The organism is Acinetobacter sp. TWP2-2-3, assembly GCF_049896445.1.
Lineage (GTDB): Bacteria > Pseudomonadota > Gammaproteobacteria > Pseudomonadales > Moraxellaceae > Acinetobacter.
The window spans coordinates 90,747-117,034 of the sequence record NZ_JAFCUI010000008.1 but is presented as its reverse complement, the minus strand read 5'-3'; the positions used below and the strand labels follow the sequence as shown (position 1 = coordinate 117,034).

The following is a 26,288-nucleotide window of genomic DNA, read 5'->3' as shown; positions in this document are numbered from 1 at the left end:
CACCTACATACTACTTTTTTCATAGGTTCAGGTTTCAGTTTCGCACTTTTCGCATTTTTTACAGTCTAGCAGCATCCCGAGTTTTTCTTTACGTCCTTGCTCGGTCATCACCCATGGGCGATTTTGCCAGGGCGGGGTATGTCGCACATGCTGGCCATGTCCGCAGGCCAGCTCTGCAACCCAATGCTGTTCCTCATCCAGGTGAAAACCGATAATGGCCTGTTGCATGGCATACCTCCCTTGAGCTCAAATTGCCTGAGCATCTATCTAAAAACCTATACAAAATAAGTCATGCAAAATCACCATAAACAAAAGAATCCACACAAGCTATACTCCTTGCCAAGTCATTTTTTGAAAAAGAGCAGAGACACATGCGCGTACTTGTTGTGATGGATCCCATTGAAAATGTAAACCTGAAGAAAGACTCGACCATGGCCATGCTGTGGGCAGCAGCACGTCGCGGGCATGAACTCGGTTATGCATTGCAGCAAGATTTATATATCGATCAGGGCAAGGCCTTTGGTCTGATCGCGCCGTTACAGGTATTTGAAGACTACGACCATTATTATGAACTTGGCGAAAAACAAAAAGAGTCGATCGCTGCTTATGACGTTGTCTTGATGCGTAAAGATCCGCCTTTTGATATGAACTTCGTCTATACCACTTATATTCTGGAGCAGGCAGAGCGCGAAGGGGCATGGATCATCAACAAACCGCAAAGCCTGCGTGACTGTAATGAAAAACTGTTCGCGACCCAGTTCCCGCATCTGCAAGTTCCGACCTTGGTGACTTCGCAGCAAAGCCTGATCTGTGAATTTCTCAAACAACAGGTCGATGTGATTGTAAAACCTCTAGATGGTATGGGCGGCACCGGGATTTTCCGCCTGTATCAGGATGGCATCAACATCGGTTCAACCATTGAAATGCTGACCAATAATGGTACCCAGCCAATTATGGCGCAGCGTTATATTCCGGAAATTGTCGAAGGCGATAAACGCATCCTGATGATTAATGGTGAGCCAGTGCCGTATTGTCTGGCCCGTATTCCACAAAATGGTGAAGTGCGTGGTAATCTGGCCGCGGGTGGCCTAGGTGAGGCACGCCCCCTGACTGAAAATGACAAAGCCATTGCAGCAAAAGTAGGGCCGTATCTCAGAGAAAAAGGTCTGGTTTTTGTAGGGCTGGATGTGATCGGAAATTATGTTACTGAAATTAATGTAACCAGTCCAACCTGTATCCGTGAAATTGACACCCAGTTTGGCACCTCGATTGCAGATGATCTGTTTGCCGTGCTGGAAGCGGGGCAGGCCAATCAGGTTTAAAAGCAAAATCAGGTGAAAAAAGAGTCTGCTTGCAGGCTCTTTTTTATTTTTTCATTGGGGATAGCGCTTAAATAAAAATGCCGTCATTACCATACCCAGCATCGAAAGGCAGACGGTGATAATGACAAGATTGGCCCAGTATTGAGTGGCAGATATCAGCGCAGCGCTCAGGGTCGGTATAAAAAACTGTGCGCAGGCTGAAATTTGTAAAACCAGACCCACACTGGCCGCTGCTGCATAGGCACGTGGTGCATAGTGCAGGGTAATCGCAAAAACAGTGGTCGGAATCATCCCGCCAATCAGTGAAAACAGCACGGCACTGACAACCTGCAATTCAAATGAGAGCCAGGAATTTGCAGCAAATACCAAGCAACTGCTGCAGAGCATTGCCACAAATCCGGTACTCAATAAGGTGTGCGGTCTATAACCCTGTTGCAGCAACATGCCTGCGCCAAAAGTACCGCCTAGGTTGGCCAGCACGACCATTGAAGCCAGCATCCCTGCGCGTTTTAAGTCTAGCCCCTGTTCGACATACAGCGTAGGCAGGAAGCCCGTGACAGTGATCCATTGACTGCTATAACAGGCAAAAATAATCGCCAGACAGATAATCGGTGGGTGGGTCAGGGTAATTTTAACAATCTGCCAGAATGAGGTGTTTTCCGTAGCTGCCTGGAAAGAATCTAGCTGTGTTACCAGGACAGGTTCAATATTTAAATATTGTTTGATCATGCCAGCAATAACCAGGCACAGGCAGCCCAAAATGGCCCAGATCGTTTGCCAGTCCAGATATTCAAGCAGGAGAGGAATCGTTAATACGGCCAGACTGACACCGATGCCCATATAGGAACTCCAGAGTCCCATCTTGAAATTCAGTGTTTCAGCGCGGCTGGTACGTTTTAAAATGGCTGGCGCACACAAGGAGATGGTTAAAAATCCGATTCCTTCCATAAAACGCAATACATATAAAGTGGCAGGCTGCGTAATCCAAAGCCCGGCAAGACTGCTTAGCCCTAAAATGATTAAGGCCATGATCAGGCAGCGCTTTAATCCCATTTTTTCCGAGAAGGCGCCAATGCATAGCGCAAACAGCATTCCGGCAGCCTACACCAATGCTAATGAAAAACCAGCCTGAGTAAAACTCAGGTTTAAATCCTGCTGCAACACAGGAATCACGGCCGAAAGTTTGCCGACATGGATCGCAGCCAGATAACCGGCCAAGATAATCCATACATCACGACATGATATTTTTGACATCTATCCGAACTGAGTCCATTTAAAGCATCTGCTTGTACATCAAGCATCATTCATATATAGATATGAATAACATGAAAGTTTTATAAATTTGATAGGATTTAAGCCTAAGCTCATTAGTCGATGATAGGATATGGATTGACTGGGAGTGAGCTGTAAAGGGTTTTAAATAAAGCCCTGTCCGTGGCAAGGTTATTGATAATATAATGAGAAAATCATTTAAAATTGCTATGATATGTCACTTAAGTCGAAGGAAAAGTGCAGACCTTATAAATAAAACGAGTCTAAACTTGGAATTTGCGTAAAAAAAACAATTAAAGCCTTGTTGAAATAAAGTAAATAAACTTTCATGGCCTGAGGTTTGTGATTACAATTGATTACTTAAATCAGATTTCCTGCTCCATTTTTTGAATTGAAGAATTAGACCGTGACCGACGCTCAGCAAAAACAGCCTAAACATGTCATGATGATGGCCGCAGGTACAGGTGGACATGTGTTTCCAGCGTTAGCTGTTGCCAAAGACTTACAACAACAAGGTATACAGGTTTCCTGGTTGGCCACCCCTGCAGGCATGGAAAACCGTCTATTAAAAAACCAGAATATTCCCATTTATCAGATTGATATTCAGGGTGTGCGTGGCAACGGTTTTCTACGTAAGGCCTTGGCGCCTTTTAAAATCATGAAAGCCACCTTAAGTGCCATGAAATTCATGAAACAGCTTCAGGTCGATGCCGTGGCAGGCTTTGGCGGCTATGTGGCAGGCCCGGGTGGTTTGGCCGCACGTATCTTAGGCATTCCGGTGCTGATCCATGAACAGAATGCAGTTGCCGGTTTTACCAATACCCAATTGTCGCGTGTGGCAAAGATGGTGTGTCAGGCTTTTCCAAATACCTTTCCGGCCCAAGAAAAAGTCGTGACTACAGGTAATCCGGTACGACAAGAAATTAGCGAAATTTTAAATCCGTCCTGGCGTTATCAGGAGCGTGACAAGGCAGGACTGCCCTTACGTATTCTGATTGTTGGCGGATCTTTGGGGGCGCAAGCCTTAAATGAACGGGTTCCGGAAGCTTTAAAGCAACTCAATGTGCCATTAAGCGTCTATCATCAGTGTGGGCAAAACCATGCTGAGGCGACACGGGCACGTTATGAAAATGCACCAGCCAGTCTGCAAGTAGAAGTACAGCCTTTTATTGAAGATATGGCCAAAGCCTATTCTAATGCCGATCTGGTGATTTGCCGTGCCGGAGCTTTGACTGTAACTGAAATTGCCACTGCCGGCGTAGCTGCGATTTTTGTGCCGCTTCCAAGTGCGGTGGATGATCACCAGACGGCCAATGCCGGTTTCCTGGCCAATATCAATGCGGCAAAGATTTGCCCGCAGGCCACGATGACCCCGGAAAGTTTAACAACATTATTAGAGCCGATGCTGAATCGCCAACTGTTAATGGAAATGGCCGTGAAAGCACGCCGACAGGCTCAACCCGATGCGACTCAACATGTGGTCCGTTTAATTCAAGAATTGTAATCCGAGTAAACTATGTCTCCAACAACCCCAGCTGAACAAGCGAAAAAGTTAATCAAAGTGCCGGAAATGCGTCGTATCAAACACATTCATTTTGTGGGGATCGGTGGTGCAGGCATGTGTGGTATTGCAGAAGTGCTGAAAAACCAGGGCTATAAAGTTTCCGGTTCAGATATCAAGGCATCCAATACCACCGCACAGCTGGAAGCGAATGGCATTAAAGTCTATATCGGACATACTGCAAATAATATTAAGGGCGCCAACGTGATCGTGGTCTCTACCGCGATTGATAAAGAAAATCCGGAAATTAAAACCGCGATTGAAAACCGTATTCCTGTGGTTCGCCGTGCGGAAATGCTGGGTGAACTGATGCGTTACCGTCATGGTATTGCCGTTGCCGGCACGCATGGCAAGACCACGACCACCAGCCTGATCACCTGTATGCTGGCTGAAGAAAACATGGATCCAACCTATGTGATCGGTGGTTTGCTGAACCGTACCGGTATGAACGCAGCCTTGGGCGCCAGCCGTTATATCGTGGCCGAAGCCGATGAGTCAGATGCTTCTTTCCTGCACCTGGAACCGATGGCTGCTGTGGTGACCAATATTGATGCTGATCATATGGATACCTATGGCGGTAGCTTCGATGTCCTGAAAGATACTTTTATCCAGTTCCTGCAAAAATTGCCATTTTACGGCTTGGCCGTAGTGTGTGGTGATGATGCCAATATCCGTGAAATCATGCCGCGGATTGCACGTCCGTTACTGACTTATGGCTTCAATGAAGACAATGACATCCGCGCAGTAGATGTTGATCAGGATGGCATGCAAACCCACTTTACCGTATTGCGTAAAGAGCGTGAGCCATTGCGTGTAACCGTGAATCAGCCAGGTTTGCATAATGTGCTGAATGCCTTGGCCGCGATTGGTATAGCGACCGATGAAGGCGTGTCTGATGCTTCAATCTGCCGTGCACTGGAAGGTTTCAGTGGTGTGGGTCGCCGTTTTGAAGTTCAGGGTGAGTTTGCGATTGAGGGTGGTGACGTGAAACTGGTGGATGACTATGGTCATCATCCAAAAGAAGTGGAAGCAACGATCAAAGCTGCGCGTCAGAGTCATCCGGACCGTCGTCTGGTAATGATGTTCCAGCCACACCGTTATAGCCGTACCCGTGATTGCTTTGATGATTTTGTGGAAGTGCTTTCTACTGTAGACCAGTTATTGTTGCTGGATGTTTATCCTGCTGGCGAAAAACCGATTGTCGGGGCGGACAGCCGTACTTTGGCCCGCAGCATTCGTCTGCGTGGTGAAGTCGAGCCGATTCTGGTTGATGCGGCGGACGGCAACCTGAATCAGATCATGAGAAAAGTATTGCAAGCAAATGACTTGTTATTAACCCAGGGCGCAGGTAATGTTGGAGCAATCTCAGTCGAACTTGCACAAAATCACTTATATATAAAATAGTCATCTTGTGTGACTGAATTGAATTGACCAGATTGAAAAAAGTTTAAGGATATAAACGTGTCAAATGCTTCAAAATTCGGAAAAGTTGCCGTGTTGCTTGGTGGTAAATCTGCAGAGCGTGAGGTTTCTCTAGACAGTGGTACGGCGGTACTTGAGGCATTAGTGCGTTCAGGGGTCAATGCGGAAGCGTTTGATCCTCAGGAGCGTAGTGTCACAGAACTGGTAAATTATGATCGTGCTTTTATTGTATTGCATGGACGTGGCGGGGAAGATGGCCAGATCCAGGGCGCACTGGAATGGTTAAACGTGCCGTATACCGGTACCGGTGTACAAGGTTCTGCGATCGGCATGGACAAGGTCAAGACCAAGCAGGTCTGGCAGGGTTCGGAATTGCCGACAGCACCGTATCGCATTGTCACCAAAGACTCTGATGCGAACGACATTGTTAATGCTTTAGGCTTGCCTTTGATTATCAAGCCGGTACATGAAGGTTCCAGTATCGGCATGAGTAAGGTTGAGAAAATTGAAGATTTTGCAGAAGCAATTACCAAGGCAACTGAACATGATGCTGTGGTGATGGCAGAAAAATGGATTACCGGTCGTGAATATACCATTGTGGTTTTAAATGGTCAGGCGCTGCCGGTGATTCGTCTTGAACCGCCTCAAGATGTTGCCTTCTATGACTATGAAGCGAAATATCAGCGTAATGATGTGCAATATGGCATTCCATGTGGTTTAAGCGAAGCTGAAGAGCAACAGTTAAAAGCCTTGAGTTTGCGCGCATTCCAAGCAGTCGGTGCCAGTGGTTGGGGCCGGATTGATGCCATGCAGGATGAACAGGGCAACTTCTGGTTGCTTGAAGTGAATACCGTGCCAGGCATGACCAGTCATTCACTGGTGCCAAAAGCGGCAGCTGCAGTCGGATACAGTTTTGATGAGCTGTGTGTGGCGATTCTGGAACAGACCTTGACTGGTTCGGCACACTAAATATGGCTCAACTTCCTGTTTCCATGCGCCGTAAACGTGCTGCGATTACCTCAATTCACGACAAGCCGCCGACACGCAAAGAAAAGCTGACCAATTTTGGTGGCTGGTTATTGTTGTGTATTGCGGTATTGGTGCTGGCCTTTGGAATATTGGGCTTATATAAAGTCATGACCAATAGTGACGTGGCAGAGCTGGGCGTGATAGGTACGCGCTCGGCTGCTGAACAGCGTCAGGTCATGCAATATGTGTCACCGATTGTGACCAAAAACTATTTTACTTCAGATCTGGAAGCGATCCGCGATCGTACTCTGGAATTATCCTGGGTGGATCGGGTCGTGGTGTCCCGAGCCTGGCCAAATGGCATTCGGGTGCGGGTGATGCCGCATCATGCAATTGCACGTTGGGGAACAGGGCGTTTATTGAGTGACAGTGGTGTTATTTTCACTGAAGTCACACCCAAGAATTATCAGGCATTACCGTTGCTACATGGGCCAGCGAGCCATGCAGAAACCATGATGCGTCGTTATAATGAAATTAATCAGTTATTTTTGCCACAAGGCATTCGTCTAAAAGAATTATATCTCACCGAGCGAATGACCTGGTTTATGCAGTTTGATTCGGGTTTAAGAATAATTGTGGATAAAGACCAGACTATGAGCAAATTACAACGCCTGAGTCATCTGTCTCAGAGCGATTTAAAGCCGGTCTGGTCTAAAATTTCGGCCATCGACCTGCGTTATCGCAATGGATTGTCGATACAGTGGAAAAATTCAATTCCGCCTAAAATTGTAAATGGACATTTTATTGTAACCATTGATGACACGGGCGTTGAGAATAAGGTAACAGTAAAGCCATAATGACCGGCTTTAAAAAATAGAGGCATTTAAAGCCATAAATCTAACAAACACGTAATGGTAGTAGTGAATAATGAGTGAAGCTGTTCCCTCGGTTGTGGCGATTGACATTGGGACACACAAAGTTTCAGTTTTGATTGGCAAGGTACACGCGCCAGACAATATCCAAGTGATTGGTATGGCCACCGCTCGTAACCGAGGCATGAGTAAAGGGAAAATTGTCAGTCTCGATAAAGTTATTACTGCAATTAAAAATGCCGTTCAAGAAGCAGAAGATATGGCGGAATGTCGTGTACATTCTGCCTGGGTCTCTATTCCAAGTGCCGAATTAAAAAGCTTTTATGCTTCAGGTCGCACCTCGATCGACAATAGCGAGCATGCGATTACCACCAGTGAAGTGGTGCGTGCACTGGAATTGGCTAAAGCTAGTCATTTGACTTCAGATCATTATCTGGTCAGTGCTGTGCCTCTGGGTTTTGAGCTGGACGACTCACCGGAATGGGTGTTAAACCCGATTCGGATGTCGGCACATAGCATGACCGGACACTATCATTTGATGATGCTGCCGATCAGTACCATGCAGAATATTGATCGCGCCCTGAAAGGTGCCAATATTGGTGTAGAAAAAATGGTGGTGTCGAGCTTGGCTACTGCTGAAGCCAGCCTGCTGAAAGACGAAAAAGAATATGGCGTATGCTTAGTAGATATCGGTGCCGGCACGACCAATGTTGCAGTGTATGTGGATGGTCGTTTGGCCTTAACCCATACCTTCCAACGTGGCGGTGAACATGTGACCCGTGATATTGCAGCAGTATTGCAAACCACAACTGAAGAAGCTGAACGTCTGAAATTATTGTATGGCTGTGTCGACCTGAAAGTGGTCAAGCCTGACCATATGATTCAGTTCCAGGGGATTGATGGGCCACAAACCATCAGCCGGATTGAATTGACTGAAATCATCATGGCGCGTTATGAAGAAATTCTGGGTCTGGTGCGTGATGAATTGGTGAAAAACGGTGCTCTTCAGGGCTTGTATCATGGTGTGGTATTGACCGGCGATGCTAGTCATATCGAAGGAATGGTGAGCTTTGTTCGCCGTACCATGGGGGTCTCGGCGCATTTAGGTAATCCGCCGACTCAGGTGTATGCAGATGAACAACATCAGGCTGCTTTACGTCGCTCACAATATAGCACTGTGGCGGGCTTGCTGATGTTTAGTCAGAGTGATACCCAGGACACGATTGTGGAACAGGATGATGTAGAACGGTTGTCATTGGCCAAGCGGGTCAAAAGAGCCTTGTTTGGCTTTAATGACACCTTGAAATCAATCTTTTAAGTCGATTTTTATTGTGAATATTGTTGGGAAGATGTAGTTAATCGGGCTTGTACTTGACAAGTGAACGCATGAGCAGCATTCTTAAAAACAATTTTATTAAGATTAAGGCAGTATACGGGCTTAGTGACTGCCAATTATGAATTAGGAATTTTATAGGTCATGGCCTCATTTGAATTTTTCGAAGACGATCATAGCGATAGCAATGGTCAAGCCCGTTTCACTGTGTTTGGTGTAGGTGGTGCGGGTGGTAATGCTGTACAACATATGTTGCAGTCCGATATCCAGGGCGTAAAGTTTGTTTGTGCCAATACGGACAAGCAGGCATTGGATCGCATGGAAGCCGAATTTAAAATTCAGCTGGGCGAGCAAAGTACCCGTGGTCTGGGTGCAGGTGCAAATCCGCAAGTCGGCCAGACCGCAGCAGAAGAAAGCCGTGAACTGATCCGCCAGCAGCTTGAAGGGACCGATATGGTCTTTGTTACTGCGGGTATGGGCGGTGGTACCGGTACCGGTGCAGCGCCAGTCGTGGCTGAAATTGCGAAAGAAATGGGTATCTTGACCGTTGGTGTCGTGACCACGCCATTTAACTTTGAAGGCAAACGCCGTCTACAGTCTGCTGAAAAAGGCATCGAAGCTCTTGAGCAGCATGTAGACTCATTAATCATCATTCCAAACCAGCGTCTATTGAAAGTCTTCCGTGATATTTCAATGAAAGATGCATATAAAAAAGCGGATGATGTTCTACTGAATGCAGTACGCAGTATTTTTGATTTGGTAGTCCGTCCTGGCCATATCAACCTTGACTTTGCTGACTTAAAAACAGCCATGAGCACTCGTGGTTATGCCATGATGGGTGTCGGTCTGGGTCGTGGTGAGAACCGTGCACGTCAGGCTGCTGAGCAGGCAATCCGTAGTCCATTACTCGACAACGTGACTATCATGAATGCCAAAGGCATTCTGATCAACGTGACTGGTGGCGATGACGTGACTTTCGGTGAAATTGAAGAAATTACTGATGTCGTGAACCAGATTGTCGATTTAGATGAGGGTCAGGTGTTCTACGGTACCGTTTTTGATCCGGATGCGCGTGATGAAATCAGCGTGACTGTGATTGCAACAGGTTTAACCCGTCATGCAGCGGATTCAGTTGAACCGACCAAACGTACTAATGTACAGGCAACTCGTCCAGCAGCAGCTGCACAGGCTGTGGTGGAAGATGATGATGTACCGGCAATTCAGCGTCAGCAGCATGAAACAGGTGCAGCAGCGAATCCAGCGGCGGCTTCAGTTTCTAGCCCGCGCCCAACGCCAATGAGCATTCAGGATTATCTTAAGAATCAACAGCGTAAATAACATGTAACATCATGTGTTTAGCTAGATTAGACAGGAAAGGTGGCTTTTAAGCCACCTTTTTGTTTTTTATCAATAGCCAAATATGCTAACGTATAGCGGTTTTATAGATGAACAGATGATAAAAGCATGTTGAAACAACGTACCCTGAAACGTGTCGTGAAAGCGAGCGGAATCGGTCTTCACAGTGGGCAAAAAGTCATGATTAACTTTGTGCCGCACCATGCCGATGGGGGAATTGTGTTTCGTCGTATTGACCTGAATCCGCCAGTCGACATTCCTGCCGATGCCATGCTGATTCAAGAAGCCTTCATGTGCTCGAACCTGGTTCAGGAAAATGCCAAAGTAGGCACCATTGAACATGTCATGAGTGCGATTGCTGGTCTAGGCATTGATAACCTGATTATTGAAGTGTCGGCCTCTGAAGTCCCGATTATGGATGGCAGTGCAGGTCCGTTTATTTACCTGCTCATGCAGGGCGGTTTGCAAGAGCTGGATGCCGCTAAAAAATTCGTCAAGATTATTAAACCGGTTGAAGCACTCATTGATGACAAACGTGCCATTTTTAGCCCACATGAGGGCTTTCAGCTGAATTTCACCATCGATTTTGATCATCCTGCCTTTAAAAAAGAACATCAGTCCGCCAGTATCGATTTTTCTACTGAAACCTTCGTTTATGAAGTCAGTGAAGCGCGTACCTTTGGGTTTATGAAAGATCTGGATTATCTCAAAGCCAATAATCTGGCGCTGGGTGCCAGCCTGGAAAATGCCATTGGTGTAGATGAAAACGGGGTCGTTAATGAAGAAGGTTTACGTTTCTCGGACGAATTTGTACGTCATAAAATTCTGGATGCCGTGGGTGATTTATACCTGCTCGGGCATCAGATTATTGCCAAATTTGATGGTTATAAATCTGGACATGCCTTGAATAATCAACTTTTACGCAATGTGAAAAGTGATCCAAGCTGCTATGAAATTGTAACATTTGATGACGAAGCCAATTGTCCAATCATGTATGTGAATGTGACATAAGTCATTGTGTTTGTGTCTTTATGTTTTTGTTATTGCTTTAATACTGTGATACACATCACATAATGTTTGCTTTTTAATTTATTACATTTGATTGCTATGTTACTTTTTATTGCTTGCCAAACGTAGTAAAGCTTGGCTAAGCTTAGGGTCGCTTATAAAGTCAGCAGCACTACGAAGTAATTCCTGTGTTTCTGCATTTAAGGCTCTTTCAGGTGTTGCTGAAACAGGTGATGTTTGCGAAGGATTCCGCAAGCAAACTTGAAGTTTAGTGAGATCTGTTAATTCATTTATTTGAGAGAGTTGTGAAATGTATTGCTTTTGAAGATAGGCCAATTGACTGATCATGGCCTGGTTTTCACCGGTAATCGTTAACACACCATTTTGATAGCAGACAACTTGCCAGCGTTCCGGTTGGGGCAATAGCGGTTGTACGAGTTTCGTAAGTTTCTGCCAGGCAGCGACTTGTGATGAGAGAAACGAAAAGTTTCCTGTTTTTATCTGTTTTCTTGTTTGTTGAAAAACGTTGACAGGTTCCGACATACATGATTCCTACATATTTATGTCTTAATCTTATGCGCTTCTTTTAGTGGATATCAAGGATAGAGATCTTCAAGGAACTCGATTAAAGCAGTTTAGAGAGGTTTTTTATGCATATGCGACGTATTTTGTTGGCATTTTCTTTATCAGTTTCAGCGGCTTCGGTTGCGTTCGCAGATTTAGTCAATCTAAATCAAGAAAATGGTTCAACAGATCGTATCGAGCAATTGACGCGTACTCTGGCACAGGGTGCATATACTCATCCAGATGATATCGATATTCCAGCACAGACTAAATTGAATGTTCAACTTCGTGAGAAACCAGTTGAACTGAACAATCGAACGCTTGCTCAGAAGTATGCCAATACTTCATCCAATAAAGCGGCAGCAAACAGTGCTTATTCTTGGCTAATTTCTCATCCTTTACCTAATTCTCGCGTAAGTTCAAATTACGGTGGCCGTACCATGAGTGGCCGTGCTGAAAATCATTCAGGCCTTGATCTTGCAGCGCCAAGTGGTACACCAATCTATGCAACAGGTCCAGGAATTGTGACCAAATCAGGTTGGGGCACAGGTTATGGTCAATACGTTGAAATCAATCATGGCAATGGCTATTTAACGCGCTATGCCCATGCTTCACGTCTTATTGCACGTGTGGGAGAACAGGTGCGAGCGGGTGATCATATTGCTAATGTCGGCTGTACTGGTCGCTGTACCGGTCCACACTTGCATTATGAAGTAGTAAAAGACGGTCAACGTAAAAACCCATCTACTTATTTGGCCATGTTACCTTAAGTATAGACCTGAATAACAAGATGCATCTCTATACATAAAAAATCTCCGATAAGCATTTTAAAGCGTTTAAGCTGAAGGCTCTTCAAGTCAACTTGAAGGGCTTTTTGTTTTATCACTTTTAAGTCTCATATTATCACCAACTATTATAATGATTGTATAATAAATCGCCTTTATTGACTATTTTTTGTTATGTAGTGTAATTATACGTCACCCATCATTTAGTTCCTAAATAGTACTGCTAAATCGCATTCAGCTAAGGCCATACCTGCAGAGGTCTTAAATATGGTACATATAAGACATTAGATTAGGCTTTTAGGAACTGTAGATTATGGCGTTTTATGGCGATACAGACGCGCAAGAAACCCAAGAATGGCAAGATGCATTTGACTCTGTTTTGCAGCACATGGGCACTGAGCGTGCAGCATTTTTATTAGAAAAACTTTATCAACGCGCAATTGCAAAGCATGTTCCTATTCAGCGTTTAAATACTCCCTACTTAAATACGATTTCTGTTGAAGAGCAACCTGCCATGCCGGGTGACCAGGACATGGAGCGCCGTATTCGCGCGCTGATCCGCTGGAATGCCTTGGCAATGGTATTACGCGCGAATAAAACCGGGGATGATCTCGGTGGTCACCTGGCGAGTTTTGCTTCTTCCGCAACCCTTTATGATGTGGGCTTTAACCACTTCTTCCGCGCCAACAGCGATAACTTCGGCGGCGACATGATCTATTACCAAGGTCACTGTGCACCGGGTATTTACGCGCGTTCATTTTTAGAAGGCCGTTTGACTGAAGAGCATCTGAATAATTTCCGTCGTGAAGTGGGTGGTAAAGGTTTGCCATCTTATCCGCATCCTTATTTGATGCCGGACTACTGGCAGTTCCCGACCGTATCGATGGGTCTGGGTCCAATCATGTCAATTTATCAGGCACATATCCAAAAGTACCTGATGAACCGTGGCCTGATTAAAGAAGAAGATCGTAAGGTTTGGGCTTATCTGGGTGATGGTGAGATGGACGAGCCGGAAAGCTTGGGTGCAATTTCTCTGGCAGGTCGCGAAAAGCTCGACAACCTGATTTGGGTAGTGAACTGTAACTTGCAACGTCTGGATGGTCCGGTACGTGGTAATGGCAAGATCATTCAGGAACTTGAGTCATTATTCCGCGGCGCAGGCTGGCGTGTGATTAAAGTTGTGTGGGGCCGTCATTGGGATCCACTACTGGATAAAGATAAATCCGGTGCACTGAAAGCAGTGATGGAAGAAGCAGTCGATGGCGATTTCCAGCGTTATCAGGTAAAAGGTGGTGCTTACGCACGTGAAAAGTTCTTCGGTAAATACCCAGAAGCTAAAGAGCTGGTGAAAGATTTAAGCGACGAAGATATTGATAATCTGAACCGCGGTGGTCACGACCCGTACAAAGTTTTTGCTGCTTATGCTGAAGCATGTACGGCTAAAGGTCAGCCGACCGTGATTCTGGCGAAAACCGTGAAAGGTTATGGTTTGTCGGAAGAAATCGAAGCAGTCAACAAAACGCATCAAATCAAGAAGATGCAAATCAATTCCTTGAAATATGTGCGTGATCGTTTCAACCTTCCTTTCACCGACGAACAGCTTGAAGAAGTACCGTTCTACCGTCCAAGCGAAAATTCACCTGAATTGAAATATATGAAGGCACGTCGTGAAGCGCTAGGTGGTTACCTGCCTGCACGTCGTAAGGAAAGCGAACAGCTGGCGATTCCTGGACTTTCAGTATTTGATTCGGTCTTGGCCGGTTCAAATGGTAAAGAACAATCGACCACGATGGTGATGGTGCGTTTAATCTCTGCACTTCTTAAAGAGAAAGCGATTAAAGACCGTGTTGTGCCAATCGTGCCTGATGAAGCCCGTACTTTCGGTCTGGAAGGGATGTTCCGTCAGCTCGGTATTTATGCCGCGCATGGCCAGAAATATACCCCGGAAGACCAAGAACAGCTGATGCATTACCGTGAAGCCAAAGACGGTCACATGTTGCAGGAAGGGATTAACGAAGCCGGTGCGATGAGTGCATGGGCAGCATTGGCGACCAGTTATTCAACCAATAACCTGCCAATGATTCCGATGTATATGTACTACTCGATGTTTGGTTTCCAGCGTATCGGTGATATTGCCTGGGCAGCAGGCGATGCACAGGCACAAGGCTTCTTGCTGGGTGCAACTGCAGGTCGTACTACACTGAACGGTGAAGGCTTGCAGCATCAGGATGGTCATTCACACATCTTGGCCAATACCATTCCAAACTGTGTCTCTTATGACCCATGTTTCGGTTATGAATTGGCGGTGATCGTGCATGACGGTTTACAACGTATGTATGTGAACCAGGAACGTGTGTTCTATTACCTGACCGTAATGAACGAAAACTACGAGCATCCGGAAATACCAAAAGGTGTTGAAGAAGGCATCAAGCGTGGTATGTACTTACTGGAAGAAGATGAAAAAGCCACTGTTCAGTTACTGGGCTCAGGTGTGATCCTGCGTGAAGTGATCAAGGCAGCGAAGATTCTTCGTGAGGAATATCAAATTCATTCAAATGTCTACAGTGTGACCAGCTTCAATGAACTGGCACGTGACGGTATGGCATGTGAAGAATACAACCGCTTGCATCCGCTGGCTGAAGACGTAAAAGAAGCATGGGTATCGAAACAGCTTCGCGGTACTGAAGGTATCGTCGTGTCTGCAACCGATCATATGCGTGCTTATAGCGAACAGATTCGTGCTTATCTTCCAGATGGCCGTCCATTCGTAGCATTGGGTACTGACGGTTATGGCCGTTCAGATACACGTGCCAACTTGCGTAGTTACTTCGGTGTTGATGCTGCCCATATTGTGGTGGCAACTTTGAAAAAACTGGCAGATGAAGGTGAAGTTGATGCGCGCCTGGTAAAAGATGCGATCTCGACTTTCGAGCTTGATACAGATCGTCCAGTGGCTTGGGCACCGCAAGAAACCCCATCTGTACATGCTGTTGCTGACTACAAAGAGGAGAACTAAGCATGCAAATTACGACTCCTGATATTGGTGTAGATAAGGCAACAGTGGCCGAAATTCTGGTCAAAGTCGGTGATACGATCGCGATCGATGACAGCATTGTGTTACTTGAATCTGATAAAGCCTCTGTTGAAGTACCTAGCACTTCAGCAGGCGTGATAAAAAGCATTCTGGTGAGCCAGGGTGATGAAGTCGCTGAAGGCGCGGTACTGATTGAGCTACAAGCTGAAGACGGTAGCGCTGATGTGGTCGAGCCACAGCAAGCAGATGCCTCACAAAAAACTTCAGAAAATACTCCGACTTCATTGCCGGATCAGGAAATCATGCAGGAACTGGCTTCGCATCAGCCTAAAGCTTCTGCTGCTCCTGAGGCACAAGCGAACTCACAGGTGGTTGATGTTCAAATCCCCGATATTGGTGTAGAAAAAGCCACTGTCGGTGAAATTCTGGTTTCTGTCGGTGATGAAATCGAAGTGGATCAAAGCATCGTGGTGGTGGAATCAGACAAGGCGACTGTTGAAGTGCCAAGTACGGTTTCAGGCACGGTAGAGTCCATCGAGATTAAAGAAGGCGATACCATTAAAGAAGGTGTGGTCATTCTGAAAGTGAAAACGGCTGTTTCGACAGCATCAGCACCGACAGAAGCACCTCAAGCACCAGTTGCTCAAGCGGCGGCCCAAGAGAAAGCAGTCGAAGCACCAGAAACGCCAGCAACACCTGCGGGTGATGTTGAAGTGATGGTGCCTGATTTGGGTGTAGACAAGGCGGCTGTAGCTGAAATTCTGGTTCAGGTCGGTGATACGGTTGAAAAAGACCAAAGCATCATCGTGGTGGAATCAGACAAGGCGACTGTTGAAGTGCCAAGCACTACAGCCGGCGTGATTAAAGCCATTCATGTGGAACTGGGTCAAAATGTCTCTCAAGGCATTGCACTGGTAACAATTGAAGCTGAAGCGCAAGCAGCTGCTGTACCTGTTGCAGCCAAAGCAGAAGAACCTAAAGCGCCTGCTGCAAAAGCAGCATCGGCACCTGCTGCATCTTCTACTCAAACAGTCGCGACGTCGGATAATGCCGATAAGCTGACCAAAGAGCAGAGTGTGGCTAACTCGAAAGTCTATGCCGGTCCTGCTGTGCGTAAACTGGCACGTGAACTGGGCGTCGTGTTGGCAGATGTCAAAGCATCTGGCCCACATGCGCGCGTCATGAAAGAAGACCTGAAAGCCTATGTCAAAACGCGTCTTACTACGCCACAGGCGGCTCCTGTAGCCGCTGCTGCTCAAGTCGCAGGTCTGCCAAAACTGCCAGACTTTAGCGCTTTTGGTGGTGTGGAAGAGAAAGCCTTGACGCGTTTGCAACAAGTATCTATTCCACAATTGTCGCTGAATAATTTCATTCCGCAAGTGACCCAGTTTGATGCAGCAGATATTACTGAACTCGAAGCATGGCGTAATGAACTGAAAGGCAACTTCAAGAAAGAAGGCCTGAGCCTGACCATTATGGCATTCATCATCAAAGCAGTTGCGCACTTGTTAAAAGAAGAGCGTGAATTTGCTGGTCACTTGGCCGATGATGGTAAGTCAGTCTTGCTACGTAACGAGATCCATATGGGTATCGCGGTCGCAACGCCAGATGGTTTGACCGTGCCTGTGCTGCGTCACCCAGATCAGAAGTCAATTAAACAGATTGCCACTGAGCTAGGAATCTTGGGTCAAAAAGCGCGTGACAAGAAGTTGTCGCCGAAAGATCTGCAAGGTGCGAACTTCACTATCACTAGCCTAGGTTCAATTGGTGGTACAGCATTTACGCCATTAGTGAACTGGCCGCAAGTGGCAATTCTGGGTATTTCACCTGCAACCATGCAGCCGATTTGGAATGGTGAAGGCTTTGATCCACGCTTGATGCTGCCGCTTTCATTGTCCTACGATCATCGTGTGATCAATGGTGCAGATGCTGCTCGTTTCACCAACAAGCTGACCAAGCTGCTTAAAGATATTCGTACGCTGTTAATCTAAATTAAATTCGATTCACTTTCTTTTCTCTTGCGCTTCATTGAAAAATATTTCAATTGAAGCTCAGGAAGAAATACAAAGAAGGTATAAATAAAAACCCTGCTTCGGCAGGGTTTTTTCTTGCTGCATTGAAAAATAATCTATTTGATTCTATACTTGGCGCACTTCATTGGGGAGTAGCCGCCTTTTGCGCAAAGCAGAAGGGTGATGGTCAACATATTTGCTCAACCGGGCATGGTCATCATAGCAAAGAACCAAGTCAGCTTTTCCAAGCTTTCTTTTGTTGGCAAGACCTTTGATTTACCACTCTGCAGATTTTGGCTAGCAGGAGCGGTGAGTCATTGGTATTGGATGCTAGCCAGAGAAAGACCTCATGTATGAATTCTTACTGTCGACTGCAATCGTAGCACTGGCTGAAATGGGTGATAAAACCCAACTGCTGGCATTGCTGCTTGCCGCACGCTTTCGCAAACCTGTTCCTATTTTAGTTGCTATTTTATTGGCGACATTGATTAACCACGGCCTTTCTGCAGTATTGGGACAATGGGTAACCACAGTGATTGGGCCGGAAGTACTGCTGTGGATCGTTTCGATTGGCTTTATCGCGATGGCAGTCTGGATGCTGATTCCGGATGAACTGGGTGATGAAAATGCCAGTATCAATAAATGGCAAAAATTCGGGGTATTTGGTGCAACCTTCATTTTGTTTTTTCTGGCAGAAATTGGTGACAAAACCCAGATTGCCACAGTGGCACTGGCGGCACGTTTCGACAGCGTCTTCTGGGTGATGTTGGGTACTACGCTAGGCATGATGCTGGCCAATGCGCCTGCGGTATTTTTGGGTGATAAACTGGCGAACAAACTACCGATCAGCCTGATCCATAAAATTGGCGCGGCCATTTTCCTGGTCATAGGTGTCGCGACCCTGGTTCAATATTATTTCTTTTAAATTATAAAATAACAAATTGCATGAATCCTGAGCTAAAAACTCAGGATTTTTTATGCTTAAATCCTCTGAAAAGCTTGATAAAGCTCGTGATATGGTCGGTTTTATGGATTGTAAATTCTATTAAATCCTTATATGTTGTATGGGTATAAAACAGCAGTTTTAACTATAAATTGGGGAATTTACATGGTTTTTGAGCGCACCACATCGCAAGTCCTGTTTGATAATGGGACACATAAATGCATTAGTTTTACCAGTCTGGTCAAAGGTGAAGGCGTTCAGGCAAACCAGTTTTTGATTATTGATCATGAGCGCGCAGCGGTACTCGATCCGGGTGGTGATTTAACCTATGTGCCGCTGACCATGGAACTGAATAAATACACCCGCTTGACCCATCTGGACTATGTCATGGCTTCACATCAAGACCCGGACATTATCACTTCCATGCCGCGCTGGCTGGTATATACCGATGCCAAAGTGGTGGCATCCAAGCTGTGGGCGCGCTTCTTGCCGCACTTAAACTCGGCCTTTATGAGTGACCGGATGAAAGGTAACTGGTTAGATCGATTGGTGGAGCTTCCGGATCATGGTCAAATCATCCCGTTGGGTCAATCACACATTGTGGCGGTGCCGGCGCATTTTCTGCATTCGGTGGGGAATTTCCAGTTTTATGATCCGATTGCCAAAATCCTGTTTTCAGGTGATATGGGTGCGTCTATGGTTGAAGATGCCGCCAAGCCACTAGAAAACTTTGCCGCGCATATCCCAAAAATGAAAAGCTTCCATCAACGCTATATGTGCAATAACAAGGTGATTCGTCTTTGGGTGAAAATGGTACGCAGCATGGAAATCGAGATGATTGTGCCGCAACATGGTACACCATTTATCGGTAAAGAGCAGATTAATCAGTTTCTGGACTGGATTGAAACGCTGCAATGCGGAACTGACCTGATGGATGAAACGGTTTTTACTTGTCCTGAATAGTTCACACAAAAAATAATTTTTTTCTTGTGTGGAAAAACAACATTTTTTATATTTCTTCTCCAAAAAACTTTTTTTTGATAATGAGAACTTATAAGAAATGTTGTCTCAAGTTCCAAAACCGGATGCGTGTTTAAGCTGCGGGGCGTGCTGCGCCTATTTCAGGGTTTCGTTCTATTGGGCTGAAGGTATTCATATGCCTGAGCACTATACCGAACCTGTGACAGCAGTCTATTCATGTATGGCTGGAACCAATCAAAAAAATCCACGCTGTATCGCACTTGATGGCACCATCGGCCAGCAGGTGAGCTGCGGCATGTATGAGCAGCGCAGTTCATCCTGCAAAGAAGTGCAGATTGCCGATGAGCAATGCAATAAGGCACGTATTGCACACAATATGTTGCCCTTTGTCCAGATTGAAACTGATGAAGCCGACAATGATGACAGTTTTGAATATGTCAGCTAAATCCATCCAAAGCAGAGCTTAGGCTCTGCTTTTCACTTGATTAAAATGATCGGGGTATATTTTAAAATAGGGAACTTCATGATCGGAGGTATTATTGATGCTGTTTTAGCACTTCCATAGATTTGCGTGTACGAAGCTTGAATAAAAAATAATTTTGCAATTGCAATGAAATTTAAGCCGATATTTGTTTATAATAGTGCACGGAAATTACCAGTGAGACTGTTATGTTGACCATCGTTCAAGACGCGTTAACCTTCGATGATGTCCTATTACTCCCTGCCTATTCTACTGTTCTTCCAAAAGATGTCTCCCTAAAGACACGTTTAACTCGTGGCATTAACCTGAATATTCCTCTTGTGTCTGCAGCAATGGATACGGTGACTGAGTCCCGTATGGCAATTGCAATGGCGCAAAATGGTGGTATCGGTATTTTGCACAAGAACATGGATATCGCGGTTCAGGCTGCAGAAGTGCGCCGTGTGAAAAAATTCGAAGCGGGTATGGTCAAAGACCCGATTACAGTCACTCCTGAAACCACAGTACGTGAACTGATTGCGTTGACTCAAGCCAACAATATCAGTGGTGTACCCGTTGTGAAAGATGGCAAAGTGGTGGGTATCGTGACAGGTCGTGATACACGCTTTGAAACCAATCTTGAGCAGCCAGTCAGCAATATCATGACTGGTCAGGATCGTCTGGTGACAGTTCGTGAAGGCGAATCGAAAGAAAATATCCAAGCTTTATTGCAACAGCACCGTATTGAAAAAGTATTGGTGGTCAACGATCAGCAAGAGCTGAAAGGCTTAATTACGGTAACCGATTTCCGTAAAGCTGAATTGTATCCAAACAGCTGTAAAGATGATCTAGGTCGTCTGCGTGTTGGTGCTGCGGTTGGTACTGGTGCAGAAACGCCAAGCCGCGTAGAAGCCTTGGTTGATGCAGGTGTGGACGTGATTGTAGTTGATACTGCACATGGCCATTCTGCGGGTGTAATCGAACGCGTACGTTGGGTGAAAGCTAACTATCCACAAGTTCAGGTGATTGGCGGTAATATCGCGACAGGTGATGCTGCGCTGGCGTTACTTGATGCAGGTGCGGATGCCGTTAAAGTTGGTATTGGTCCTGGTTCAATCTGTACCACGCGTATTGTGGCGGGTATTGGTATGCCACAGATCTCTGCGATTGATTCTGTTGCCAATGCGCTGAAAGATCAGATTCCTTTGATCGCAGATGGCGGTATTCGTTTCTCTGGCGATATGGCCAAAGCGATTGGTGCGGGCGCAAGCACGATTATGGTTGGTTCATTGATGGCCGGTACTGAAGAAGCACCAGGCGAAGTTGAATTCTTCCAGGGCCGTTACTACAAGGCTTATCGCGGTATGGGTTCATTGGGTGCGATGGCGGGTGCGACAGGTTCTGCTGACCGTTACTTCCAGGACTCCAAGGCCGGTGCCGAGAAGCTGGTTCCTGAAGGTATTGAAGGTCGTGTACCGTACAAAGGCCCAATGGGTAATATCGTACATCAGATGATGGGCGGCCTACGTTCTTCAATGGGTTATACCGGTTCTGCGACGATTGAAGACCTGCGTCAGAATGCCAAGTTTGTGAAAATCACTTCTGCCGGTATGTCTGAGTCGCATGTACATGATGTGACCATTACCAAAGAAGCACCAAACTATCGCGTAGGTTAATTTCCTGTGATTTAAAATTTTAAAAAGCCGTCATGCAAATGACGGCTTTTTTATTTTGGTGTAAAGTGTGACTCAAGGAAAAAAATGGGTGATATCAATCATCCGCTAAGAAGTGAGATAAAGATGAGTTATTTTGGTACGGATGGTATTCGTGGAAAGTTTGGCGAATTGCCGATTACCCCTGAGTTTGCCCTGAAACTGGGATTTGCAGCCGGAAAAGTTTTAAAACGCCATAGTAAAAAATCCAAACCATTGGTGGTTCTGGGTAAAGATACCCGTTTGTCTGGCTATATCCTGGAAGCAGCCTTGCAGGCAGGTTTAAATGCCGCTGGCGTTTATGTTCATCTTTTAGGTCCACTACCGACTCCAGCCATTGCTCATCTGACCCGTGCTTTGCATGCCAGCTTGGGTATTGTCATTTCCGCTTCGCATAACCCGTATTTTGACAACGGCATTAAGTTCTTCTCTGCGGAAGGCAAAAAACTGCCAGATGCCTTGCAAGACGAAATTAATCAGGAACTTGAAAAAGATTTTTTGATTGAAGATACAGCAAATCTGGGTAAGAGTATCCGGGTTAAAGATGCTAACGGTCGCTATATTGAATTCTGTAAATCGACTTTCCCGTATCATCTGGATCTGAATGAACTTACCATTGTAGTGGATTGTGCCAATGGTGCAGCCTATAACGTGGGGCCTGCAGTGTTCCGTGAACTGGGCGCACGTGTGATTGCAATTCACAATGAGCCGAGCGGTTTGAATATTAATGAGGGCTGTGGTTCAACCCATCCGGAAAGCTTGCAACAGGCTGTGGTTCAACATCAAGCGGATTTGGGTATTGCCTTTGATGGGGATGCTGACCGTGTGGTTCTCGTAGATAAAGCCGGCAATTTGATTGATGGCGACCATATTCTTTATATTCTTGCGACTCAAAGCTCGAAAAAACCGGCAGGTATCGTCGGTACCTTAATGAGCAATATGGCGCTGGAACTGGCACTGGAAAAAGCACAAGTGCCGTTATTACGTGCCAAAGTCGGCGACCGTTATGTATTGCAGGGCCTGGAAGAAAATGGTTGGACCATTGGTGGTGAGCCTTCAGGTCATATTCTGACTTTGGACAAGAGCACCACAGGCGATGCGATTATTGCCGCCTTGCAGGTATTAACGGTGATGGTTGAACAGAAAAAAGCCCTGCATGAACTTGTGGCTGACTTTAAACTGTTGCCAAATGTCCTGGTCAATGTACGTTTAAATGCCATGTTTGATCCTTATTCAGTGCCTGCACTGGCAGCTGAATTTGAAAAAGCCGAACAGCAGCTTAAAGGCCGTGGCCGTTTATTGATTCGTAAATCCGGCACAGAACCTGTCATTCGTGTGATGGTCGAAGGCGATGATCTGGCTGAAGTCACCACACTTGCAAACAGCCTGGCAGATGCTGTGCGTGCCAATGCAGCTTAACGGGAACATAGATAATGAGTGATCTGATCAAGGATCTAAGTGAACTACGCCTGAATTATGAAAAAGGCGAGTTACAGGAACAGCAAGTCAATCCGAATCCGCATATGCAGTTCTTGCAATGGTTTAACCATGCACTGGAAGCAAAATTGCACGAGCCCTATGCCATGTCGTTGGCAACAGCCAATGCACAAGGCCGTCCGCATGTGCGTACGGTATTGCTGCGTGGAGCGACTGACGCAGGGTATGATTTTTATACCAACTATGATAGTCAAAAAGGTTTAGATCTGGCTAAAAATCCTTATGCCGAACTGTTGTTCTACTGGCAGGATCAGGAACGTCAGATTCGTATTTCGGGTCGTGTAAAGAAAATATCGGAAGAAGAATCGACCGACTATTATCATAAACGTCCACGCGAAAGCCAGATTGCCGCGCATATCAGTACCCCGCAAAGTGGCATCGTGGCTAGTCGTGAGGAATTGCAGCAACGTTTTTGGGATTTGCATACCCAGGTTGCCAATCAGCAACAGCTGGACAAGCCGGTATTCTGGGGCGGTTATCGTCTCGAACCTGATTATTATGAATTCTGGCAGGGTCGTCCGAACCGTTTACATGACCGTCTGAGTTATCGTAAAAGCGATGATGGCTGGACTTTAGAGCGCTTAATGCCATAACCATGCAAAAACTGGAAATCAAACAACGGCCATTGCTAACCCGTTCTGAAAACTTAGCGGGTGTTCCTGCATTTGTAGCCGAGATTCTTGCCCGTCGCGGGGTGGAGTCCGAGCAGGAGCTTGAGCTCAAGCTGAAGCATTTGCTGGCACCCACCATGAAAGGATTGCCCGAAGCAATTCAATTGATGGATCAGGCAATTGATCGTGGCCAGAAAATCGTGATTGTTGGCGATTATGATGCCGATGGCGCGACCAGTACCGCACTCATGGTGCTGGCATTGCGCGATATGGGTGCCAATGTCGAATATCTGGTACCGGACCGTTTTAAATATGGTTATGGATTGACGCCCGCAATTGCAGATCTGGCCTTTGTCAGTTTCACACCTGATTTACTGATTACCGTGGATAATGGCATTTCCAGCCATGACGGAGTCAAACAGGCACAAGATCATGGCATGCAGGTGATCATTACTGATCACCATCTGACGACCAAGCCGACACCAAAAGCCGAAGCCGTGGTCAATCCCAATCAGCTCGGTTGCGACTTTCCAAGCAAAGCACTGGCTGGGGTCGGGGTGGCTTTTTATATACTGGCCAATCTGTCTACCCATCGCAAGAAACTTGGAAAATCCTCTACGGTAATTACCAATTATCTTGATCTGGTGGCACTCGGTACTTATGCCGATGTCGCGAGTCTGGACTATAACAACCGGATTCTGGTTGATGCAGGTCTGAAACGCATTCAGCAAGGGCAGTGCCGTGCAGGAATCAGTGCACTGCTGGATATTGCCAAACGTGACCCTGCTGGTCTAAAAGCCCAAGATCTCGGTTTTGTTCTGGGCCCGCGAATTAATGCGGCTGGACGCATGGAAACCATGGACATCGGCATCGAATGTCTGCTGGCTCCTGATCTAGCAATGGCCTATCCACTGGCTGAACAGCTGAATCAGCTTAATGTCGAGCGCCGTCAGGTGGAAGGCAAAATCAAGCAGGACGCTTTAAACGAACTTGAGAAAATCCAGTTAGATGCGACGGCATTACCTGCTGCGCTGATCATGTTCGAACCGCATTGGCATCAGGGAGTGATCGGGATTGTAGCAGGGCGTTTAAAAGAGCAATTTCATCGTCCGAGTATTGTTTTTGCCGCGGATCAGGATGGGATTCATATCAAAGGTTCGGCGCGTTCGATTGAAGGTATTCATATTCGTGATGCGATTGAACAGGTGGCGGAGCAGTATCCCCATTTAGTCAGTCATTTTGGGGGACATGCAGCAGCAGCCGGTTTAACCCTGAAAAAAGAAAATTTCGCTGAGTTTAAGCAGGTCTTTGAAGCACTGATTGGTGTGATGGATGAGGATTTATTCACTGCGACTTTATGGACAGATGGAGAGTTGCCAGCTTCTGCTTTTCAGATCGAAACAGTCAATTTATTGCAGAATTTAAGTCCATGGGGGCAAAAATTTCCCCAGCCGATTTTTGACGGTGTGTTCAAAATTATGGACTATCGCTGGCTTAAAGATGTGCATCTTAAGTTACGTGTGGCGTTGGAGAATGGTCAGGTCGTGGATGCGATCGCCTTCAATGCAGCGGATAAATATGACTTTGATCCGATGAAAGATACGCGTTTGGTCTATGAGCTGGATAAAAATGTCTTTAATGGCAATGTCAGTCTGCAAATGCGGATTATGCATTTAGAACAATAGACCATAAAAAACCGCTCGAGTGAGCGGTTTTTTTGCTTTTAATCGGAGAGATTAGAAGCGGTATGCACCACGTACGCCAAAGATATCAGCATTATCAGCAAAATTAATCGAACCTTCTAAGCTAACTTGTTGGTTAAAGAATTTTTTGGCACGAATAGTAAAAACATCATTACCTTCTAGGTCTGAGTCAGAGAATCCTAAGCCAACACTGAAAGTTTTGTCTAGATATAAATCTGCACCTAGGTTATAAGCATCGATATCACCGAAACTTGCACCACCTTCGAAGTTCATATCGTATTGACCGACTTGTGTTACATATTTGGCACGTAAAGTTGGATCAATTTCATCGTCTGCATTGTCTTCAGAAATACCTACAAGACCAAGTGCTACTAATAAGCCAGGAACAGGTAAATAACCCGCTTCAGCAGCGTAACCAGTTATGTCACCAGCATCATTATCAAAATGAGCAATGTTACCACTTAAATAAAAGTCTGAATTTGGAACAAAATACTCAATACCAGCACCAATGCCAAACGTGTCTGAATCATCTTGATAGCTTAATACACCATTCACATTGCTGGCACGGTTTAAGAATGCAGCTTCATTCAAAGGTGAATTTTTGACTTGGACCGAGTTGAAGTAGTAAGTCCCATCGATAGCAAAACCTACATCCGAACCACCTTGGTCATGATCAAGAAGATCAATAGAAGCCCCAACTTCAGTTTGATAAGCGTGTGCAGTTCCCAGGCCAGCAAGAAGCGCTGTAGCAAGAGCAAGTTTCTTAAGCATTTAGATTTCTCTCTTTGTTATAAAAATATGACTGTTTGATGAACAGTTGTAACAAATTGTACAGTTTATATTCGCCCCGTCAATGTGCAAAAATACCTAA

At 45.8% G+C, this 26,288-nt stretch carries 21 protein-coding genes, 1 pseudogene and 1 riboswitch; of the genes and pseudogenes, 18 read left to right on the top strand and 4 right to left on the bottom strand.

Annotated features, from left to right (window positions below; genetic code table 11):
• Positions 1 to 27: 27 nt before the first annotated feature.
• Positions 28 to 228: a DUF3565 domain-containing protein gene (locus tag ACP7AK_RS11925; RefSeq protein WP_004281307.1), complete on the bottom strand. Its 201-nt coding sequence runs from the start codon at positions 226 to 228 to the stop codon at positions 28 to 30.
• Positions 229 to 371: 143 nt separating this feature from the next.
• Here ACP7AK_RS11925 and gshB point away from each other — a divergent pair, with 143 nt between their 5' ends.
• Complete coding sequence (gene gshB, locus ACP7AK_RS11920) at positions 372 to 1,322, top strand: glutathione synthase (protein WP_425879967.1); 951 nt, start codon at positions 372 to 374, stop codon at positions 1,320 to 1,322.
• A gap of 51 nt (positions 1,323 to 1,373) precedes the next feature.
• On the opposite strand, the pseudogene ACP7AK_RS11915 reads toward gshB, so the two are convergent.
• Positions 1,374 to 2,576 (bottom strand): annotated as a pseudogene (locus tag ACP7AK_RS11915) (CynX/NimT family MFS transporter).
• A gap of 424 nt (positions 2,577 to 3,000) precedes the next feature.
• Here ACP7AK_RS11915 and murG point away from each other — a divergent pair.
• The 7 genes from murG (at position 3,001) to lpxC (ending at position 11,118) form a co-directional block, all read left to right on the top strand.
• On the top strand, positions 3,001 to 4,098 hold the full coding sequence (gene murG, locus ACP7AK_RS11910; protein WP_425879966.1) for an undecaprenyldiphospho-muramoylpentapeptide beta-N-acetylglucosaminyltransferase: 1,098 nt from the start codon (positions 3,001 to 3,003) through the stop codon (positions 4,096 to 4,098).
• Between the two features lie 12 nt (positions 4,099 to 4,110).
• Positions 4,111 to 5,559, top strand: coding sequence for a UDP-N-acetylmuramate--L-alanine ligase (gene murC, locus ACP7AK_RS11905; protein ID WP_005245710.1), 1,449 nt, complete (start codon positions 4,111 to 4,113; stop codon positions 5,557 to 5,559).
• A gap of 57 nt (positions 5,560 to 5,616) precedes the next feature.
• On the top strand, positions 5,617 to 6,546 hold the full coding sequence (locus ACP7AK_RS11900; protein ID WP_004647237.1) for a D-alanine--D-alanine ligase: 930 nt from the start codon (positions 5,617 to 5,619) through the stop codon (positions 6,544 to 6,546).
• A 2-nt stretch (positions 6,547 to 6,548) separates the two neighbouring features.
• Entirely contained in the window at positions 6,549 to 7,403 is an 855-nt protein-coding gene (locus ACP7AK_RS11895; protein WP_085064739.1) for a cell division protein FtsQ/DivIB, read from the top strand.
• A gap of 70 nt (positions 7,404 to 7,473) precedes the next feature.
• Positions 7,474 to 8,736 carry a cell division protein FtsA gene (gene ftsA / locus ACP7AK_RS11890; protein ID WP_005245712.1) on the top strand — a complete coding sequence of 421 codons (1,263 nt, stop codon included), beginning with the start codon at positions 7,474 to 7,476 and terminating at the stop codon, positions 8,734 to 8,736.
• Between the two features lie 159 nt (positions 8,737 to 8,895).
• The gene (gene ftsZ / locus ACP7AK_RS11885; RefSeq protein WP_004647240.1) at positions 8,896 to 10,089 is read left to right on the top strand and encodes a cell division protein FtsZ; all 1,194 of its coding nucleotides are present in this window, start codon (positions 8,896 to 8,898) and stop codon (positions 10,087 to 10,089) included.
• A 126-nt stretch (positions 10,090 to 10,215) separates the two neighbouring features.
• Positions 10,216 to 11,118, top strand: a complete 903-nt coding sequence (gene lpxC / locus ACP7AK_RS11880) for a UDP-3-O-acyl-N-acetylglucosamine deacetylase (RefSeq protein ID WP_425879965.1) — start codon at positions 10,216 to 10,218, stop codon at positions 11,116 to 11,118.
• A gap of 99 nt (positions 11,119 to 11,217) precedes the next feature.
• On the opposite strand, the gene ACP7AK_RS11875 is transcribed toward lpxC, so the two are convergent.
• Entirely contained in the window at positions 11,218 to 11,658 is a 441-nt protein-coding gene (locus ACP7AK_RS11875; protein ID WP_004647242.1) for a DciA family protein, read from the bottom strand.
• A gap of 107 nt (positions 11,659 to 11,765) precedes the next feature.
• Here ACP7AK_RS11875 and ACP7AK_RS11870 point away from each other — a divergent pair, with 107 nt between their 5' ends.
• The 10 genes from ACP7AK_RS11870 to recJ all read left to right on the top strand — a co-directional run bounded on the left by ACP7AK_RS11870 (position 11,766) and on the right by recJ (position 25,399).
• Positions 11,766 to 12,449 (top strand): M23 family metallopeptidase, encoded by a 684-nt coding sequence (locus ACP7AK_RS11870; protein WP_425879964.1) that lies wholly within the window; start codon positions 11,766 to 11,768, stop codon positions 12,447 to 12,449.
• Between the two features lie 328 nt (positions 12,450 to 12,777).
• On the top strand, positions 12,778 to 15,480 hold the full coding sequence (gene aceE, locus ACP7AK_RS11865) for a pyruvate dehydrogenase (acetyl-transferring), homodimeric type (RefSeq protein WP_425879963.1): 2,703 nt from the start codon (positions 12,778 to 12,780) through the stop codon (positions 15,478 to 15,480).
• A gap of 2 nt (positions 15,481 to 15,482) precedes the next feature.
• On the top strand, positions 15,483 to 17,489 hold the full coding sequence (locus ACP7AK_RS11860) for a 2-oxo acid dehydrogenase subunit E2 (protein WP_425879962.1): 2,007 nt from the start codon (positions 15,483 to 15,485) through the stop codon (positions 17,487 to 17,489).
• 156 nt (positions 17,490 to 17,645) lie between these two features.
• Positions 17,646 to 17,787: riboswitch (yybP-ykoY riboswitch) on the top strand.
• A 72-nt stretch (positions 17,788 to 17,859) separates the two neighbouring features.
• The gene (locus tag ACP7AK_RS11855; protein WP_004281327.1) at positions 17,860 to 18,435 is read left to right on the top strand and encodes a TMEM165/GDT1 family protein; all 576 of its coding nucleotides are present in this window, start codon (positions 17,860 to 17,862) and stop codon (positions 18,433 to 18,435) included.
• 183 nt (positions 18,436 to 18,618) lie between these two features.
• Positions 18,619 to 19,416 (top strand): MBL fold metallo-hydrolase, encoded by a 798-nt coding sequence (locus ACP7AK_RS11850; RefSeq protein ID WP_425879961.1) that lies wholly within the window; start codon positions 18,619 to 18,621, stop codon positions 19,414 to 19,416.
• Between the two features lie 97 nt (positions 19,417 to 19,513).
• Positions 19,514 to 19,879, top strand: coding sequence for a YkgJ family cysteine cluster protein (locus ACP7AK_RS11845; protein ID WP_080591854.1), 366 nt, complete (start codon positions 19,514 to 19,516; stop codon positions 19,877 to 19,879).
• Between the two features lie 224 nt (positions 19,880 to 20,103).
• Complete coding sequence (guaB, locus tag ACP7AK_RS11840) at positions 20,104 to 21,570, top strand: IMP dehydrogenase (RefSeq protein WP_004281332.1); 1,467 nt, start codon at positions 20,104 to 20,106, stop codon at positions 21,568 to 21,570.
• A 123-nt stretch (positions 21,571 to 21,693) separates the two neighbouring features.
• Complete coding sequence (gene glmM, locus ACP7AK_RS11835; protein WP_034437971.1) at positions 21,694 to 23,025, top strand: phosphoglucosamine mutase; 1,332 nt, start codon at positions 21,694 to 21,696, stop codon at positions 23,023 to 23,025.
• Positions 23,026 to 23,039: 14 nt separating this feature from the next.
• Entirely contained in the window at positions 23,040 to 23,696 is a 657-nt protein-coding gene (gene pdxH / locus ACP7AK_RS11830) for a pyridoxamine 5'-phosphate oxidase (RefSeq protein ID WP_253172855.1), read from the top strand.
• A 2-nt stretch (positions 23,697 to 23,698) separates the two neighbouring features.
• Positions 23,699 to 25,399: a single-stranded-DNA-specific exonuclease RecJ gene (recJ, locus tag ACP7AK_RS11825; RefSeq protein ID WP_425879960.1), complete on the top strand. Its 1,701-nt coding sequence runs from the start codon at positions 23,699 to 23,701 to the stop codon at positions 25,397 to 25,399.
• 51 nt (positions 25,400 to 25,450) lie between these two features.
• Here the strand turns inward: recJ and ACP7AK_RS11820 are convergent, their stop codons facing one another.
• Positions 25,451 to 26,188 (bottom strand): putative porin, encoded by a 738-nt coding sequence (locus ACP7AK_RS11820; RefSeq protein ID WP_004281339.1) that lies wholly within the window; start codon positions 26,186 to 26,188, stop codon positions 25,451 to 25,453.
• Positions 26,189 to 26,288 lie beyond the last annotated feature (100 nt).

What these genes read in the sequence shown, in the direction of transcription:
- ACP7AK_RS11855 (WP_004281327.1), top strand. Translation starts at nt 17,860, where the DNA reads ATGTATGAATTCTTACTGTCGACTGCAATCGTAGCACTGGCTGAAATG.
- recJ (WP_425879960.1), top strand. Translation starts at nt 23,699, where the DNA reads ATGCAAAAACTGGAAATCAAACAACGGCCATTGCTAACCCGTTCTGAA.
- guaB (WP_004281332.1), top strand. Translation starts at nt 20,104, where the DNA reads ATGTTGACCATCGTTCAAGACGCGTTAACCTTCGATGATGTCCTATTA.
- aceE (WP_425879963.1), top strand. Translation starts at nt 12,778, where the DNA reads ATGGCGTTTTATGGCGATACAGACGCGCAAGAAACCCAAGAATGGCAA.
- gshB (WP_425879967.1), top strand. Translation starts at nt 372, where the DNA reads ATGCGCGTACTTGTTGTGATGGATCCCATTGAAAATGTAAACCTGAAG.
- ACP7AK_RS11845 (WP_080591854.1), top strand. Translation starts at nt 19,514, where the DNA reads ATGTTGTCTCAAGTTCCAAAACCGGATGCGTGTTTAAGCTGCGGGGCG.
- glmM (WP_034437971.1), top strand. Translation starts at nt 21,694, where the DNA reads ATGAGTTATTTTGGTACGGATGGTATTCGTGGAAAGTTTGGCGAATTG.
- ACP7AK_RS11820 (WP_004281339.1), bottom strand. Translation starts at nt 26,188, where the DNA reads ATGCTTAAGAAACTTGCTCTTGCTACAGCGCTTCTTGCTGGCCTGGGA.
- ACP7AK_RS11870 (WP_425879964.1), top strand. Translation starts at nt 11,766, where the DNA reads ATGCATATGCGACGTATTTTGTTGGCATTTTCTTTATCAGTTTCAGCG.
- pdxH (WP_253172855.1), top strand. Translation starts at nt 23,040, where the DNA reads ATGAGTGATCTGATCAAGGATCTAAGTGAACTACGCCTGAATTATGAA.
- ftsA (WP_005245712.1), top strand. Translation starts at nt 7,474, where the DNA reads ATGAGTGAAGCTGTTCCCTCGGTTGTGGCGATTGACATTGGGACACAC.
- ACP7AK_RS11875 (WP_004647242.1), bottom strand. Translation starts at nt 11,658, where the DNA reads ATGTCGGAACCTGTCAACGTTTTTCAACAAACAAGAAAACAGATAAAA.
- murC (WP_005245710.1), top strand. Translation starts at nt 4,111, where the DNA reads ATGTCTCCAACAACCCCAGCTGAACAAGCGAAAAAGTTAATCAAAGTG.
- ACP7AK_RS11850 (WP_425879961.1), top strand. Translation starts at nt 18,619, where the DNA reads ATGGTTTTTGAGCGCACCACATCGCAAGTCCTGTTTGATAATGGGACA.
- ACP7AK_RS11895 (WP_085064739.1), top strand. Translation starts at nt 6,549, where the DNA reads ATGGCTCAACTTCCTGTTTCCATGCGCCGTAAACGTGCTGCGATTACC.
- ACP7AK_RS11925 (WP_004281307.1), bottom strand. Translation starts at nt 228, where the DNA reads ATGCAACAGGCCATTATCGGTTTTCACCTGGATGAGGAACAGCATTGG.
- ACP7AK_RS11860 (WP_425879962.1), top strand. Translation starts at nt 15,483, where the DNA reads ATGCAAATTACGACTCCTGATATTGGTGTAGATAAGGCAACAGTGGCC.
- ftsZ (WP_004647240.1), top strand. Translation starts at nt 8,896, where the DNA reads ATGGCCTCATTTGAATTTTTCGAAGACGATCATAGCGATAGCAATGGT.
- lpxC (WP_425879965.1), top strand. Translation starts at nt 10,216, where the DNA reads ATGTTGAAACAACGTACCCTGAAACGTGTCGTGAAAGCGAGCGGAATC.